The organism is Aliivibrio friggae, assembly GCF_057368515.1.
Genome location: NZ_CM170648.1, coordinates 1,468,674 through 1,482,331, shown reverse-complemented (window position 1 = coordinate 1,482,331; position 13,658 = coordinate 1,468,674). Strand labels below are relative to the sequence as shown.

The window sequence follows — 13,658 nt, the reverse complement described above, 5'->3', positions numbered from 1 at the left end:
TGGTTTAATTAATATAAGAATTCTCTTTTTATGAAAAAAATACTGTCACTCGCATTCCCACTCATCATCTCACAACTTATTTCTATGGCATTGGTGCTGACTGATGTTTGGATGATGTCGCGGTTAAGTGTTTCTGCATTGGCAGGTGGTGGTCTGGGCGCTTCAATCTACTTTTTTATTTTTATTATCGGTAGTAGCACCGTTGGCTGTGTCGCTAACTTAATCGCGATTGCTTATGGTCAACGCTTAGCAAGACCTGATTATGGCAATCAACAGATCCGCTTTGCGGTTAAAGGGGCGGTTTTACTTTCTGTTGTTCTCAGTGTGCTATTGATGTTTAGTTTTTCATACGCACCGCTTGTATTAACAGCGGCAAATCAACCTGAAGAAATGGTTACTTTAGCAATGGAATACGTTCACGCTTTGAAATGGGTTATGTTCCCATCATTCATATTACTTGTACTGCGTGGACTAACCTGTGCATTGGGTAATGTAAGATCGATTATGGTGATGTCAGTTATTACTGTGATTCTTAATGTTCCGATCAGCTATGTCTTAACGTTTCAATTTGATATGGGTCTTACTGGTTTAGGGTTAGGAACGGCAATATCAGCCTTTGTTGTGATGATTGGTTATGGCTTATGGGTATTTAAGCAAGCAGAGTATCAACAATTTGCTCCTTGGTTACATCTTGAAGAGTATTCATTGAAATTAATGGTTCCGCTACTCGTGATGGGATTACCAATTGCAGTCGCAGCCTTACTTGAACATGGCTTAATTTATGGTGGTACGCTAATGGCGGGAACCATCAGTATTGCTTCTTTAGCACTGCATCAAATTTTATTGCAGTGTTTAAGTTTTACGTGGAATTTTAATTTTGGTTTCTCACAAGCGGCAGCCATTCTAGTGGGGCGTGACTTCGGCTCAGAGAATTATGAAGGCATAAAGCGTACCTCGTTGCACAGTTTTACCTTAGTCACGGTATTAAGTGTGTTCTTATCTGCCCTTTTCATTATTTGGCCAGAAGCGGTGGCAGAATTGTTCCAGCTGGATGATGGCACCAATAATATGTCGGAATTATTGTCCTCTGTCATTTGGGTTGTGGCTTTGTGCTTTATTGTGGATGCATGGCAGTTGTTAGCCATTAATCTATTGCGTGGGATGAAGATAGTCTCTATGCCAACTGTTATGACGGCGATTGGTTATTGGGTATTTGGTTTACCTGCGGCGTGGTTACTCACGCCTTTATTTGGGCTAGCGGGGATCTGGGCTGGTATTGGCGTTGGGTTAGGAGTAACAGGGATATTGTTACTTATACACCTAATGATCGCTATTCGTCGTCATAACGGTATAAAGAACCATACTATTCATGCAGTGAGCTAGTCTGGTAAGATGTGCTAACTGGTGTATTTCAGGTAAATTCGAGTTCCTTTATATAAACAGTTTCGGGTACAAGTAATGAATAAAGAGTCAGCAACGTTTGCTGGACAGGCGGTGTATTCTAAAAAAGTACTCTCTATCTATGATTTATGGGTATTAGGTTTTTCAAACCATTATTTATGGAAATGCCCAACGAAGTTAATTAGCCAACAGTTTATTGAGCTTGCATCAAAGAACCATTTAGATGTAGGGGTTGGTACGGGGTATTATTTAAAAAACCACTTATCGTTAACAGAGAGACGAGTCGCTTTAGTCGATCTTAATGAAAATAGCCTTGAATCAACAGCAACTGCTATTCAACATTTTAACCCAGAAGTATATCGTAGAAATATACTGGATCCTCTAGAGCTTAAATGTGAGAAATTTGATTCAATCAGCATCAATTATTTACTGCATTGCTTACCTGGAGAGTTATCGGAAAAAAGCGTTGTTTTTACGCATCTACATGAGGTGCTAAATGATGGTGGGGTGTTATTTGGCAGTACTATTTTAGGCCAAGGCATTCCGAAAAATGTGTTTGCAAGTAAATTAATGAACTTCTATAACAAGAAGGGGATTTTTACTAATGAAGACGATGACGTTCACACGTTAGAAACGGTATTGAACGATACTTTTGTTGATGTGGAAATTAATATTATTGGTTGTGTGGCTCTCTTTTCTGCTCGAAAAAAATAACAAAATCACCTGCTATTTAGCACTCAGCATTCTAATGTGCTGAGTGCTTCTTCTCAAACTCTTCTTTTTTCATTCTAGATATTTAAATAAGTTCACAAATTGCACCCTAAATTCATGGTAATTTATCTCTATGTTAAATGTTTTAAATCAAGGGGATGTAATGGGAACAGTAATAGGCTTAGTACTACTGGCTCTTATCGCTTACATGGTAAGAAAGAAGACGGGACTGCATTTGCATCGTTGGATAGAAAAGAAATATCAAGAGTACGAAGATTCAAAAAAATGAGTCTATCTATTCTGTAATGATTCATGCCAAGTGAAAAGTATTGTTGTATCTATGAAAAGGAATTTATGATGATTCACACGATTAAAGAAACGGTATTTACCTATCATCAACGACTACTTGATGATTGGATAAAGGGAAAGAGAGAGTGGTTACCGTTGAGTTTATTTACCCCAACAGTGGTTGAGCAGCAACCCAATGAGTATTTTGGGGCGTATTTTGGATTATCTCAATATATGAAACAAGGTTGGCTAGGTACGGCGTTTTATGCTTTAGGCAATTGGGAACCAGATAACCCTTTGTATACTGAAGGACGAATTTTACTGGCACAATATATAAATCCGAATAAGTTATCTCTTTTTAAAGGATTACGAACAGGAGTAACTTCTGGAGAGCCTGATTTGTTCTTATATAAAACAGATGGTTCTATATTGTTTGTGGTGGTAAAAAAAGAGGATGAATATCTTTCAGACGCCGAGTTAATCTGTTTATCAAACATTAAATCAGTATTAGAATGTGATGTAGAGGTTGCCTATCTTGCAGAAGAACGCAGCCTTTATACTCCCAAAAGTTATGATATTAAAGTTGTTCAATTTCCAAACCCATTAGGTGTGTAATTCTTTTATATATTAACTCGAATTTTTAATATGTTTATTAAGCAGTAGGTAATAGAGTCCATTATGGTCAAACGTATATTAGTCAGTTTCTTATTTTTTCTAGGTCTGTTTTCATCTTCAGCGTGGGCAAGTAACGCTGACGTGAAGCGTGCTTTTGATTCTCAACGTAGTGATGTTCAAGTTGAGGGGGCTGGAGAGGTTGTTCGAGTGTTGCCGGATGATAATAAAGGTTCAAGACATCAAAAGTTTATACTTCGTTTAGATAATCGCTTAACCATTTTGATTGCACATAATATTGACTTAGCACCGAGAATTCCAAACTTAAGAAAAGGCGATACTGTTAAGTTTTATGGTGAGTATGAATATTCAAATAAAGGCGGTGTCGTACATTGGACCCATCTTGATCCAGGAAATCGTCATACTCATGGATGGTTAAAGCACAACGGACGTACTTACGAATAGAAATTTAAACCCCCTTCCTAAACAGAAGGGGATTTTCATTATAAGGGTGTGCAAGTTTTAATTATTTCCCATGGCGAGTTTTCTACGAGCCCAGGGATTTCTAACTGTGTCCACCATTGAGCTTGCCACATTTTTCCTTGGTAAGTGACCGTATTGCCTTTTTGATAAACATTATGCACTTGCCATTCTTTTTGCGGGCATAATGTTAATGGCTCAGGAGAAACCATCCAATCAATGATCTGCTTGTGGTTTACAAATCTTACTTCTGGTTTTGTTAGTGCATACTTGATAAATCGTTTTAATACATTTTGACGGCTCTTAACGGTTGTTTCTGGCATGCCAACATGCTCTTCTCCATTTATGTAACCATAAAAAGCAGAATGTAGCCCAAGAACAAGTGGTGCTCTATTGCCTTTTAAGCGAAGGTCTAGGTTGTAGCTATATATGGCAACTACATCATTTTCATTAAGACCAGCCGCTCCCCAGTTTGGCGTGGTATAGAGGTTCCAGTCAAAATTATCTCCTTTGCCTGAGATAGGATCAAAATAGCCAATACGACTCGCTATTTTGTCTCTGAGGGAATAATTTAATCCATAATTTTCTAATTCACTGTCTGGCGGAACGATTAATGTGTGTAAAGGGATCTCCCATAGACCTGGGTAGTTATTGATACTAGGTTTCCACCAACCGTTTACTGCTTGATTATGCGATGGACTGCCGTTATCTAAAGTAAACGGCCAATAATTGTTAAGACCATTTTGTTCTGAAGTAATTCCTGCGGGAAAGCTGACATCATAACGAATTTTCTCATTTACGATGGCTTTAAGCGTATTGTCGTTATAAGTCATATATGGAGATCGAAACCCAGAAATACTTTGTACCCCAATCCCTCCATCTTTAATCGATTGTTTTAACCAGGAGTTACAGCTCTCCACCTCTTGCTGCCATTGTTCTGAAGTCATCCATGATTGAAGAGGATTATAGTTAACCTTATCATCAGGGTGAGTTTCTGTGTGGTTACCTATATCGTGACCTGTGATGACAAGTTGTCGCCATAATGACTTTATTTCGTCCTTGTCTCTTGCTGGCTCGCAATGCATAAAGAAAGAGGCTGATAATGGCTGTTCGGCGTATTTATCATTTCCTATCGGGTTAGTTGTATCTGCCAATTGATTCATTACCCATATCAAACCATCAGATTCTACATTGTCATCAAAACCTAAACTAACAAACATAGGCGTTTTTGATACTGGAATAGGTGACTCTGATGAGGGAGGAACGTTATCGCTAACGATAGGAAAAGCTTGTGTTGGTAGTGAATTAAGGGCTAGTACGCAGCTTAGCATTGAAATCTTGGATATCGTTAATTTTGTCACTTTACAAATTCCTTTTCAAAATGAAAAAAGAGTGTAGTAAATGCCGATTACAAAACAAATAATGAGTAAGAGCTTTATATAGGCGTGTGTAAATCTGCGACGTTATTCACCATGAGGTGTAACTAAAAGAAATTAAAAGAAATGCTGATTATATTGTTAATAGTTGGAGGGGAAAAAGAAAATCTTATTACAAATGATATTTTTAAAAAATGGAACGACAGTAGGCTAGATAATTTGATATAACTGAACCAAACTCAATCTATGCATTTATGGAAAAGGATTTTCAATGCGGTTAGTTAAAGTGAATTGGTTTGTTATTTTTATTGGGATGTTTAGCTCCCCAAGCTCTGTTGCTGTATCTGAATTATGGCTAAATCGCTATGCTTATGATGCGATTCAACAGGGGTTTAATAACAAAGACATTTCTGTTTATCATAGAAAGCGTTCGAGTATAGATGACTACCCGCTAGCAGCTTATACTGATTACCGCGCTTTCTTATTTGATATAAATAACAAAACCCCTCAACAAGTGAATCAATTCTCACAAGATTTTTTTGATTATCCATTCTCTGTATCTATACGTGTTGATTATCTTAATGCCATGATAGCCACGAGAAACTGGGGTAATCTATTAGACTATCAGAAAGAGCTGCCTAAAGACCAAAACTACCAATGTTATTATTACACTGCCTTTTATCATCAAGGGAAAAAAGATATTGCCTTTGATGGCGCTAAATCTTTATGGCTAAATGGAAAGAGTGTTTCTAGTGCCTGCGATGAGCTGTTTCAACATTGGGCAAATGCCGGGTTAAGAACCGATGATGTGATAAAGCAACGAGCTTTGCTGTCTATTGAAAAACGAAATCCTAAGTTAATAAAATACCTTGCGAAACTGGTTTCAACTAAAGCCGATCGTTTGATCCTTAATGAAATGTATATGTTGTATCAAAACCCAATCAGAGTAACTAAGGCATTTACAACTAAAGACGATACGCCATTTAATCGAGACTATGCTCAAGTCCTATTAAAACATTTGGCTCGGAATTACATAGATAAAGCGTACTTAGCATTTACTCATATAACAGACCATTACTCTTATAAAGGCGATGAGATCCAAAATACGTCAGAATTTATTGCGGTTCGACTTTTACAAAGTACAGATGATAAAGAAATAACATGGAGAGACGACGTTTTTAAACATTCGGATAACGATTATGTATTAGAACAAAGGGTTCGTTTAGCCATAAGTAAAACAAAGTGGCAAGAGGCTTACTTCTGGATTGCTCGTTTATCAGATGAAGCACAAGCAACGTATCGTTGGCAGTATTGGTTAGCAAGGAGTGAAATCGCCTTAAAAGAAACAGAGAAAGGTGAAGCTCGTTTGAAACGGATAATGGGGTATCGACACTTTTATAGCTTTGCAGCAGCAATCACATTAAATAGAGCAATTAAATACCCAATTGCTAATGTTGATTTTCAATTCGATGATCTAATTCATTACCATCCAGATCTTCAAAGGGTTAATGAATTACTCCGTTTAGGTAAAGAGGCACCGGCAAAAAGTCAGTGGAGATACTTAATAGCGAGAGCTAGCCATGACGATAGAGCCAAGCTGGCAGCTTATGCTAAGCAAGAGGGCTGGCATGACTTCTCATTTGAAAGTACGTTGCGTGGAGAGCTATGGGACTATATAGATTTACGTTTTCCCGTTCGTTATTACTCTTTGTTTAAGCATTATGGGAAAAAACATAAGATAGACCCAATTACCTTATTGGCGCTAGCAAGACAAGAGAGTGGATTTAATTCTTTATCTCAATCACCCGTTGGTGCGTTGGGTGTGATGCAAGTATTACCAAGTACCGCTAAGTATATGGCAGATAAATACAAATCAAAGTATAAGCAGCCTACTGATTTGTTCGATGCAGAGAAAAACATAGCGATAGGCAGTCAGTATTTAAGTTCCTTGTTAAGACGTTATAAACAAAACAGAGCCCTGGCATTTTCAGCTTATAACGCAGGACCTACTATGGCTGGGGTATGGCGAAAACAAGCAAGTGATGAGATGGATATTTTTGTTTATATTGAATCTATAACGTTTAAAGAAACAAGAGTTTATGTTAAAAACATACTAATGTTTGAAGAGTATTACCGCTATGTCTTAGGTGTAAAGGGTGATTTTTTAAATGATTCAGAATGGGGCTTTAAGAAAAGTAATTAATACAACAGAGGAAGATAATAAATGGTAGTTTGGCCCGCAATTGTAAAATTTGAAGGTGATTCAGAGCTTGATTACATTTCTAGTGAAAGCGAATGGAAAATAGAATCGGAATTACATTATTTAGGCTATCAAGACAAAGACATCTTGGTTGATTCGACGGGGGCTATATTTAGTTTGAATGACCCAATCAATAATATGACTAAGATTATTAGTACCAACAAAACAATAACGATGGATATTTTACTTGAGCTAATTAAAGAGCATCAATCTTCTTTAGGTTTATGTTGCGCCGCTAAAGTTGGTTTTGACTCCATTAAAGACGCGATTGATTCTGTAAAAGAGTCATAAAGAAACCTCGATGGTAAAGTATACCTCGAGGTTTTCATACGCGAAAATTATGAACACGAACCGCAACAAACTCCAGGTTCACCGTGTTTTCCTTTTTTCTCTGCATTATTGTCTTCAGTGCTTTTAGTTGATGCCTGCTGTTGAATTACCGCTTTTGTTTCTTTGTTAGTTTCTTCTTTTTTGAAAATCTTTTTAAGTGAGAATGTCATAAGAACTCCTGATGATTAGATGATTAATAAGGTGTATTTTAAATGCATCTTATTGGTTGTTTATTGATTAGTCAAGAGTACATTCTTATCACTCTTAACCCATCTGATATTTAGATGGTATCTAACTATTTATATTCGATTCTGTAGATATAATGTATCCAACATTAACGTTTGGAGTTATATAATGAGAAGCCGTCTAGATCGTATTCGTCACGCTATTTTATTTGAATTAATTGGTTTGGTATTGATTGTTGGTGTCTTAAGTCAGTTTGGCTTTGAAATGGGGCATGTGGGTATTATGGGAGTTGTTTTCTCTGTGGTGGCTACGGGATGGAACTATGTCTATAACATTTTATTTGATAACTACATGGTAAGAAGAACAGGTAGCACAGTAAAAACGACGATGAATCGTGTTATGCACAGTTTAGGTTTTGAAGGGGGGTTATTGGTTCTTACTATTCCTGCAATAGCATGGTTCTTAAATGTCAGCCTAGTTGAAGCCTTTATTTTAGATATTGGTCTCGTTGTGTTTTATCTGTTTTATGCTTATATCTATAACTTGGCTTATGATAAAGCTTTCCCTATACAGCATAAAACTCAGTTAAAGAATGAGAACGTAACAATATAGTTTTATTTGGTTGGATTTAAATAGGGAGTCTCGTTTAACAAGGAGTGAGAATGAGTCATAAATTGTCAGATTTTAGTGTGCATATTCCTATTGATCGTGAATTGATGGATTTTCAAAACCAAGTAGAAGAAAAACTCTATGATTTTAACCATAGCCGCCCGTCGCAAGGCGTACTTAGACAAGAACTATTGGATAATCTCTTAGGAAGTAATAACGGAGTTACCATCATTCCTCCTTTTTATTGTGATATGGGGAAAAATATTCGCTTTAAACAAGGCGGTTTTTTAAACACAGGCGTCACTATTCTTGACCTTGCTCCCGTAACTATTGGTGAATACGTTCAAATTGGCCCTAATGTGGTCATTAGCACTGCCGGACATCCTTTTGATCTTGCTGAACGAGTGCTTCCTATTGCTACAGGTAATCCTATTGTTATTGGCGATAATGTATGGATTGGTGCTAATAGTGTTATTCTGGATGGGGTAACCATTGGTAATAGAAGCATTATTGGAGCGGGGAGTATTGTCACCAAAGACATTCCTTCTGATTGTGTTGCTGTTGGTAATCCTTGTCGTGTAATTAAGTCAATTTCTCATAGTAAAATGCCGACAAATGAAGAATTAGATGAAATGTGGTTGCCATTGTTTGACGTACATAATTAAAGATAGAATTAACAATTGTCTTTTTTTTGAACAACTTATGTTATTAGTGATCGCGATTGCATTATGCGTTTATAAAATCTCTTAGACTATAAATTGGTAGGCTTATTATTGGGATATAGTCTATCGATTGCATAGCCAAGGAGGCAGTTATGGACAATGTAGCAATCGCATTACATCAATTAAATAGGGCTATTGATCTTTACTTCAATGAGCATGACTTTGTCAGTACGATTACTTTAAGCAGTGCTGCACAGGCCATTCTTGTAAAAAGGTTATTGGCTGAAAGTCAGGTCAAAGCATGTGAAGACGTTATTTTTAATTCAAAAGCTATTTTGATGACTGAACGATTAGATCAAAAAACGAATTTGTATGCGTCAATGTCTACAGAAGACACAAAAGAAGAGTGGGAAAATAAGGCAACACAATTACTTATGTATTGTTGCGATAGTATCTTAAAGTTGAACCTTCCTCGTAGTAAGCAAGTGATATTCTTTCTTCGCTCAAAAAGTAAAAATACGTATCTAGTTTCAACAATTAAATCAGTTCATATGAATCTCTCTCTAATGCGCGTTACAAGCTAAAACTTTTTTATTGAGATTCTCGGGTTTTCATCTAATTACTGTTGCCGACAGAGTGTATTTAGTGGGTTAAATTAGCGATTTAGCATGGTTTTAACTTACTGTATTTAAAGGTTTTATATTTATTGGTATTTATTAGAGATACTGATAGTCTTCTCTGACACAAATTAGAGAGGTTAAACATGGCTATATATAATGAAGTATTCGATAAAATAGATTTCTCACGCCAAGATTTAAGTGACTCTTATTATGAAGGGTGTAAGTTTTATTGTTGTAATTTTAGCCGCGCAAACCTTAGAGACGCTCGATTTGTTGATTGTACTTTCATTGAACAAGGTGCAATTGAAGGCTGCCATTTTGATTACAGCGACTTGCGTGATGCTTCGTTTAAAAACTGTCGCTTAACCATGGCTAACTTTAAAGGCGCAAATGGATTCGGAGTAGAGTTCAGAGATTGCGATCTAAAAGGGGCTAATTTTTCTCAAGCCAGTTTTGTAAATCAAATTAGCCATCAAATGTATTTCTGCTCTGCTTATATCACGGGTTGTAACTTGTCTTATGCAAACTTTGAACGTTTGTGCATAGAAAAGTGTGATTTATTTGAGAATAAATGGAACGGTGCTAATTTACAGGGGGCTTCATTTAAGGGCTCAGATTTATCTCGTGGTTCATTCTCTGAAGACGTATGGGGTCAATTTAAAATGCAAGATGCTAATTTGTGTCATTGTGAATTAGAAGGCTTAGATCCTCGTAGGGTTGATTTAACAGGCGTTAAAATTTGTGGTTGGCAACAAGAGCAATTATTAGAACCACTGGGTTTAGTTGTTTTACCTGATTAATAGGAGAGTTGGATGGATAATTTGTTTACAAACCTTCCTAATGATCTCAGCAATGAGGTATTTACTGATTTAGTGACAAGTCATTCTGTGCGTATAGAGAGAATAGTATCGTCAGGCCAAAGCTCTCCTGAATCTGGTTGGTATGATCAAGATGAGAATGAATGGGTTTTAGTACTTGAAGGTTTTGGTACGATTGTATTTGAAGATGGAACAGAGAAAACCTTATGTAAGGGGGATTATTTAACTATCCCTGCACATCAAAAGCATAAAGTGAGTAAAACAGATCCTGATAATTTAACGATTTGGTTAGCGGTCTTCTATTGAGTAAATGAAGGTTCTTACATTTGGGCTTTTAATCGTTTACTCTGTCTTCTCTATTAATAGAGCGGAACAAATATAATGACTCAAACACTGACTATTGTTGCAAGAATTGAAGCACAAGAAGGTAAAGCGGAATTTGTTAAAGCAGAAATGCTTAAGTTACTTGAACCAACACGCAAAGAAGTTGGTTGTATTCAGTATGATTTACATCAAGACAATGACAACCCGTGTGTATTTGTGTTCCATGAGCAATGGGAAAGCGAAGCGCTTTTACAAGATCATTTAAATGCGGCTCATATTGCTGAGTATGTAAAAGCGGTAGATGGCTCAGTCGCCTCATTTGTGCTTAATCGCATGACGAAGCTCTAGTATAGATTAAACACCGACGATTTATTAGATGCAGCAAGCTTATTGTATAGCTAATAAGTCATGAATAAGAAAAAGCCACTCACGTATCATCATGAGTGGCTTTTTTATATCTTATGTATTTTTTAGTATCGACTCCCTTAGAAGGAAAGGAAGATACCAGCAACTGTTGCGCTCATTAAGTTTGCTAATGTTGCGGCAAAGATGGCTTTCATCCCTAGGCGTGCAATATCTGGACGACGACTTGGTACTACGCCACCTAATCCACCCATTAGCATGGCAATAGAAGTTAAGTTTGCAAAGCCACATAAAGCAAAAGTAACGATAGCTTGAGAATGCTCACTTAATTGGTCTTTTACTGCCATTAAATCTGCAAAGGCGACAAATTCATTAATCGCGATTTTTTTACCAATTAAACTTGCAGCAACGGTTGCTTCTGACCATGGAACACCGATTAACCATGCAACAGGGGCAAATAGGTAACCAAAAATAAGATCTAAGCTTAAGTTATCAAAACCAACTAATAAGCCAACTTTATGTAATCCACCATTTACTAGGGCAATTAAGCTAATAATAGCCAGTAAGCTTGCACCTACTGCGAAGACAATTTGTAATCCGTTTAATGCACCTTGTGAGGCTGCATCAATAATATTTACAGGTGCATCATCAATGGTATCTTCTTCGTATTGATCCGCTTCATTAATTTCTTCGGTTTGTGGGACAATAAGTTTAGCCATCATTAACCCAGCAGGAGCTGACATAAAGCTTGCGGCGATTAAGTAACGTAATTCAACCCCTAAACCGGCATAACCTACCATTGTTCCACCAGCGACAGAGGCTAAACCACCCACCATTACGGCAAACAATTCAGAACGTGACATTTTAGCAAGGAAAGGGCGAACAACTAACGGTGCTTCAACAGATCCAACAAAGATATTGGCGGTTGCTGACATTGATTCTGTACGAGTTGTACCAAGGAAGCGCTGTAAACCGCCGCCAATAATTTTAATTATCCATCCCATGATACCTAAGTAGTAAAGAACAGAGATTAATGCAGAGAAGAAAACGATGGTAGGCAAAACGTTGACAGCAAAAATAAAGCCTAATTTGTATTGGGCTAAATCACCAAAGAGGAATTCTGTGCCTACACGTCCATAAGCAATAATGTCTGAAACAGCCATGGAGATACTATTAAGGATAGTTTGGCCAATTGGTACGTAGAGGATGAACCCGGCGAACAATAACTGAATTAAGAACGCGCCTAATACAGTGCGCCATTTGATGGCTTGTCGGTTTTCAGAAAAAAGAAACGCAATCGCGAATAGGCAAACAATGCCTAAAATACTGACCAAAAAGTTCAAGGTCAAACTCCAATAGTATTTAGTTAATGATTGCGGGGGTATTCTAGTCAAAAATAAAAGTGTGACAAGGATCAAAATGTTATTGAAACTACATAGCCATAACAAAAATAAGGTGATTTGTTTATAGTTTCATCAATAAAAGCCTATTTGAGAGCTTTATCACATATAAAAGAGTCAGTTGTTACTATATGGGATAATGTTGGGGTTTAATTATGATTATTATCCCTAAAGTGTGGTGGTTTTTTACCGATTAATCTAATTAGCAAAGATTAAAAAGTTGATTAGGTAACCATTACACATTATCAATCTTCTCTGCATTAATGTGGTGGCGAACAAACTCCATAAAGATCTGTACTTTTTTGGCTAAGAATTTACGACGCGGATAAACAGCATAAAGAGGCATTGATTGATTTAATTCCCAATCAGGAAGAAGTTGCACAAGCTTACCTGTTCGTAATTCATCAGAAAGCAGATAAGTTGCAATGTAGCCTATACCATTCCCTGACACGGTCGCGTTACGAATCGCATCGGCAGAATCAATTCGATAATTCCCTGACACTTTTATTTGTAGATTCTCATCTCCTCTATGGAAACCCCACACATTATCTTTACGCTCACGACTCATGTAAGTTAGACAGTTATGCTTCTTAAGATCATAAGGGTGATAAGGGATCCCATGTTTAGCTAGATAGGTAGAGTTAGCGACTAGCACAAAATGACAATCAATAAGATGCCTTGCGACAAATCCTTCAGGAGGAGAATCCATCACACCTATCCATAAGTCTAATTGCTCTGCAATCACATCAATCTTATGATCAAACAAAGTTATCTCTATATTAAGCTGTGGATAGCGCTGATGAAGCTCAGATAAATACGGCAATATATGATTGGTTGCAAAAGACTGTGCGATACCGACACGTAACTTACCATTTAGTGTATCGATATTAGAAAGCAGCTCATTTTCAGCTTCGTTAATTTCATCGGCGATATTGGCACAATGCACTGCGAACGATTGACCTGCTTCAGTAAGGGAAAAAGAGCGCGTAGTTCGTTGTACTAACTGAACACCTAAACGCTCTTCAAGGAGCTGAATTTGAAGACTAACTTGCGTTCTCGAAATATCCAGAAGCTGAGCGGCCTTGGTAAAGCTTTTCTGCTGAGTGAGCGCATTGAACACGATCATTTGTTTGGCTTGCTTTAACATAGGCTTCTCTATTGGTAACTTTAACAGTAAAAAGAACATCTCTATTGTAATAGAGCGATTGAATTGAATAA

The 13,658-nt window shown here is 37.2% G+C and carries 18 protein-coding genes; 14 read left to right on the top strand and 4 right to left on the bottom strand.

The window, feature by feature from the left end; all coding sequences use genetic code 11:
* The first annotated feature begins 30 nt into the window (after nt 1–30).
* The 5 genes from AC2INI_RS06845 (at nt 31) to AC2INI_RS06825 (ending at nt 3,477) form a co-directional block, all read left to right on the top strand.
* On the top strand, nt 31–1,383 hold the full coding sequence (locus AC2INI_RS06845; RefSeq protein WP_486304411.1) for an MATE family efflux transporter: 1,353 nt from the start codon (nt 31–33) through the stop codon (nt 1,381–1,383).
* A 75-nt stretch (nt 1,384–1,458) separates the two neighbouring features.
* Nucleotides 1,459–2,115 (top strand): class I SAM-dependent methyltransferase, encoded by a 657-nt coding sequence (locus tag AC2INI_RS06840; RefSeq protein WP_122034732.1) that lies wholly within the window; start codon nt 1,459–1,461, stop codon nt 2,113–2,115.
* Nucleotides 2,116–2,275: 160 nt separating this feature from the next.
* A complete protein-coding gene (locus AC2INI_RS06835; RefSeq protein ID WP_256372595.1) occupies nt 2,276–2,401 on the top strand; it encodes a hypothetical protein in 126 nt (41 codons plus the stop codon).
* A 68-nt stretch (nt 2,402–2,469) separates the two neighbouring features.
* On the top strand, nt 2,470–3,015 hold the full coding sequence (locus AC2INI_RS06830; RefSeq protein ID WP_486305704.1) for a VRR-NUC domain-containing protein: 546 nt from the start codon (nt 2,470–2,472) through the stop codon (nt 3,013–3,015).
* Nucleotides 3,016–3,078: 63 nt separating this feature from the next.
* Nucleotides 3,079–3,477 carry a DUF3465 domain-containing protein gene (locus AC2INI_RS06825; protein ID WP_162922520.1) on the top strand — a complete coding sequence of 133 codons (399 nt, stop codon included), beginning with the start codon at nt 3,079–3,081 and terminating at the stop codon, nt 3,475–3,477.
* A gap of 38 nt (nt 3,478–3,515) precedes the next feature.
* Here AC2INI_RS06825 and AC2INI_RS06820 read toward each other — a convergent pair whose 3' ends face one another.
* Complete coding sequence (locus tag AC2INI_RS06820) at nt 3,516–4,823, bottom strand: polysaccharide deacetylase family protein (RefSeq protein WP_486305703.1); 1,308 nt, start codon at nt 4,821–4,823, stop codon at nt 3,516–3,518.
* A gap of 316 nt (nt 4,824–5,139) precedes the next feature.
* On the opposite strand from AC2INI_RS06820, the gene AC2INI_RS06815 reads away from it, so the two are divergent.
* Both AC2INI_RS06815 and AC2INI_RS06810 read left to right on the top strand, forming a co-directional pair.
* Complete coding sequence (locus tag AC2INI_RS06815; RefSeq protein ID WP_486305675.1) at nt 5,140–7,071, top strand: transglycosylase SLT domain-containing protein; 1,932 nt, start codon at nt 5,140–5,142, stop codon at nt 7,069–7,071.
* A 21-nt stretch (nt 7,072–7,092) separates the two neighbouring features.
* Entirely contained in the window at nt 7,093–7,419 is a 327-nt protein-coding gene (locus AC2INI_RS06810) for a DUF4144 family protein (protein ID WP_486305674.1), read from the top strand.
* Between the two features lie 47 nt (nt 7,420–7,466).
* Here AC2INI_RS06810 and AC2INI_RS06805 read toward each other — a convergent pair whose 3' ends face one another.
* Complete coding sequence (locus AC2INI_RS06805) at nt 7,467–7,628, bottom strand: CCGSCS motif protein (protein WP_486305673.1); 162 nt, start codon at nt 7,626–7,628, stop codon at nt 7,467–7,469.
* Nucleotides 7,629–7,812: 184 nt separating this feature from the next.
* Here AC2INI_RS06805 and AC2INI_RS06800 point away from each other — a divergent pair, with 184 nt between their 5' ends.
* The 6 genes from AC2INI_RS06800 (at nt 7,813) to AC2INI_RS06775 (ending at nt 11,025) form a co-directional block, all read left to right on the top strand.
* Nucleotides 7,813–8,256 carry a PACE efflux transporter gene (locus tag AC2INI_RS06800; protein WP_486305672.1) on the top strand — a complete coding sequence of 148 codons (444 nt, stop codon included), beginning with the start codon at nt 7,813–7,815 and terminating at the stop codon, nt 8,254–8,256.
* Between the two features lie 50 nt (nt 8,257–8,306).
* A complete protein-coding gene (locus AC2INI_RS06795; protein WP_486305671.1) occupies nt 8,307–8,918 on the top strand; it encodes a sugar O-acetyltransferase in 612 nt (203 codons plus the stop codon).
* A 149-nt stretch (nt 8,919–9,067) separates the two neighbouring features.
* Nucleotides 9,068–9,499, top strand: a complete 432-nt coding sequence (locus AC2INI_RS06790; protein ID WP_122034750.1) for a hypothetical protein — start codon at nt 9,068–9,070, stop codon at nt 9,497–9,499.
* 179 nt (nt 9,500–9,678) lie between these two features.
* Nucleotides 9,679–10,335, top strand: a complete 657-nt coding sequence (locus AC2INI_RS06785; RefSeq protein ID WP_122034753.1) for a Qnr family pentapeptide repeat protein — start codon at nt 9,679–9,681, stop codon at nt 10,333–10,335.
* Between the two features lie 12 nt (nt 10,336–10,347).
* Entirely contained in the window at nt 10,348–10,659 is a 312-nt protein-coding gene (locus AC2INI_RS06780) for a cupin domain-containing protein (protein WP_122034755.1), read from the top strand.
* Between the two features lie 75 nt (nt 10,660–10,734).
* A complete protein-coding gene (locus AC2INI_RS06775; RefSeq protein ID WP_045102058.1) occupies nt 10,735–11,025 on the top strand; it encodes a putative quinol monooxygenase in 291 nt (96 codons plus the stop codon).
* A 137-nt stretch (nt 11,026–11,162) separates the two neighbouring features.
* Here AC2INI_RS06775 and AC2INI_RS06770 read toward each other — a convergent pair whose 3' ends face one another.
* Together AC2INI_RS06770 and AC2INI_RS06765 are read right to left on the bottom strand one after the other, a co-directional pair.
* Complete coding sequence (locus AC2INI_RS06770) at nt 11,163–12,383, bottom strand: NupC/NupG family nucleoside CNT transporter (RefSeq protein WP_486305670.1); 1,221 nt, start codon at nt 12,381–12,383, stop codon at nt 11,163–11,165.
* Nucleotides 12,384–12,675: 292 nt separating this feature from the next.
* Entirely contained in the window at nt 12,676–13,587 is a 912-nt protein-coding gene (locus tag AC2INI_RS06765; protein WP_486305669.1) for a LysR family transcriptional regulator, read from the bottom strand.
* Between AC2INI_RS06765 and AC2INI_RS06760 the strand changes: the two genes are divergently transcribed.
* Nucleotides 13,544–13,654 carry a DUF3894 domain-containing protein gene (locus AC2INI_RS06760; RefSeq protein WP_371413437.1) on the top strand — a complete coding sequence of 37 codons (111 nt, stop codon included), beginning with the start codon at nt 13,544–13,546 and terminating at the stop codon, nt 13,652–13,654. The genes AC2INI_RS06765 and AC2INI_RS06760 overlap by 44 nt on opposite strands.
* The last annotated feature ends 4 nt before the right edge of the window (nt 13,655–13,658 follow it).

Bases quoted from the DNA above. Each gene is read 5' to 3' on its own strand.
- AC2INI_RS06820 (WP_486305703.1), bottom strand. From the start codon at position 4,823: ATGCTAAGCTGCGTACTAGCCCTTAATTCACTACCAACACAAGCTTTT.
- AC2INI_RS06840 (WP_122034732.1), top strand. From the start codon at position 1,459: ATGAATAAAGAGTCAGCAACGTTTGCTGGACAGGCGGTGTATTCTAAA.
- AC2INI_RS06825 (WP_162922520.1), top strand. From the start codon at position 3,079: ATGGTCAAACGTATATTAGTCAGTTTCTTATTTTTTCTAGGTCTGTTT.
- AC2INI_RS06805 (WP_486305673.1), bottom strand. From the start codon at position 7,628: ATGACATTCTCACTTAAAAAGATTTTCAAAAAAGAAGAAACTAACAAA.
- AC2INI_RS06810 (WP_486305674.1), top strand. From the start codon at position 7,093: ATGGTAGTTTGGCCCGCAATTGTAAAATTTGAAGGTGATTCAGAGCTT.
- AC2INI_RS06780 (WP_122034755.1), top strand. From the start codon at position 10,348: ATGGATAATTTGTTTACAAACCTTCCTAATGATCTCAGCAATGAGGTA.
- AC2INI_RS06830 (WP_486305704.1), top strand. From the start codon at position 2,470: ATGATTCACACGATTAAAGAAACGGTATTTACCTATCATCAACGACTA.
- AC2INI_RS06765 (WP_486305669.1), bottom strand. From the start codon at position 13,587: ATGTTAAAGCAAGCCAAACAAATGATCGTGTTCAATGCGCTCACTCAG.
- AC2INI_RS06835 (WP_256372595.1), top strand. From the start codon at position 2,276: ATGGGAACAGTAATAGGCTTAGTACTACTGGCTCTTATCGCTTACATG.
- AC2INI_RS06815 (WP_486305675.1), top strand. From the start codon at position 5,140: ATGCGGTTAGTTAAAGTGAATTGGTTTGTTATTTTTATTGGGATGTTT.
- AC2INI_RS06790 (WP_122034750.1), top strand. From the start codon at position 9,068: ATGGACAATGTAGCAATCGCATTACATCAATTAAATAGGGCTATTGAT.
- AC2INI_RS06800 (WP_486305672.1), top strand. From the start codon at position 7,813: ATGAGAAGCCGTCTAGATCGTATTCGTCACGCTATTTTATTTGAATTA.
- AC2INI_RS06775 (WP_045102058.1), top strand. From the start codon at position 10,735: ATGACTCAAACACTGACTATTGTTGCAAGAATTGAAGCACAAGAAGGT.
- AC2INI_RS06795 (WP_486305671.1), top strand. From the start codon at position 8,307: ATGAGTCATAAATTGTCAGATTTTAGTGTGCATATTCCTATTGATCGT.
- AC2INI_RS06785 (WP_122034753.1), top strand. From the start codon at position 9,679: ATGGCTATATATAATGAAGTATTCGATAAAATAGATTTCTCACGCCAA.
- AC2INI_RS06845 (WP_486304411.1), top strand. From the start codon at position 31: ATGAAAAAAATACTGTCACTCGCATTCCCACTCATCATCTCACAACTT.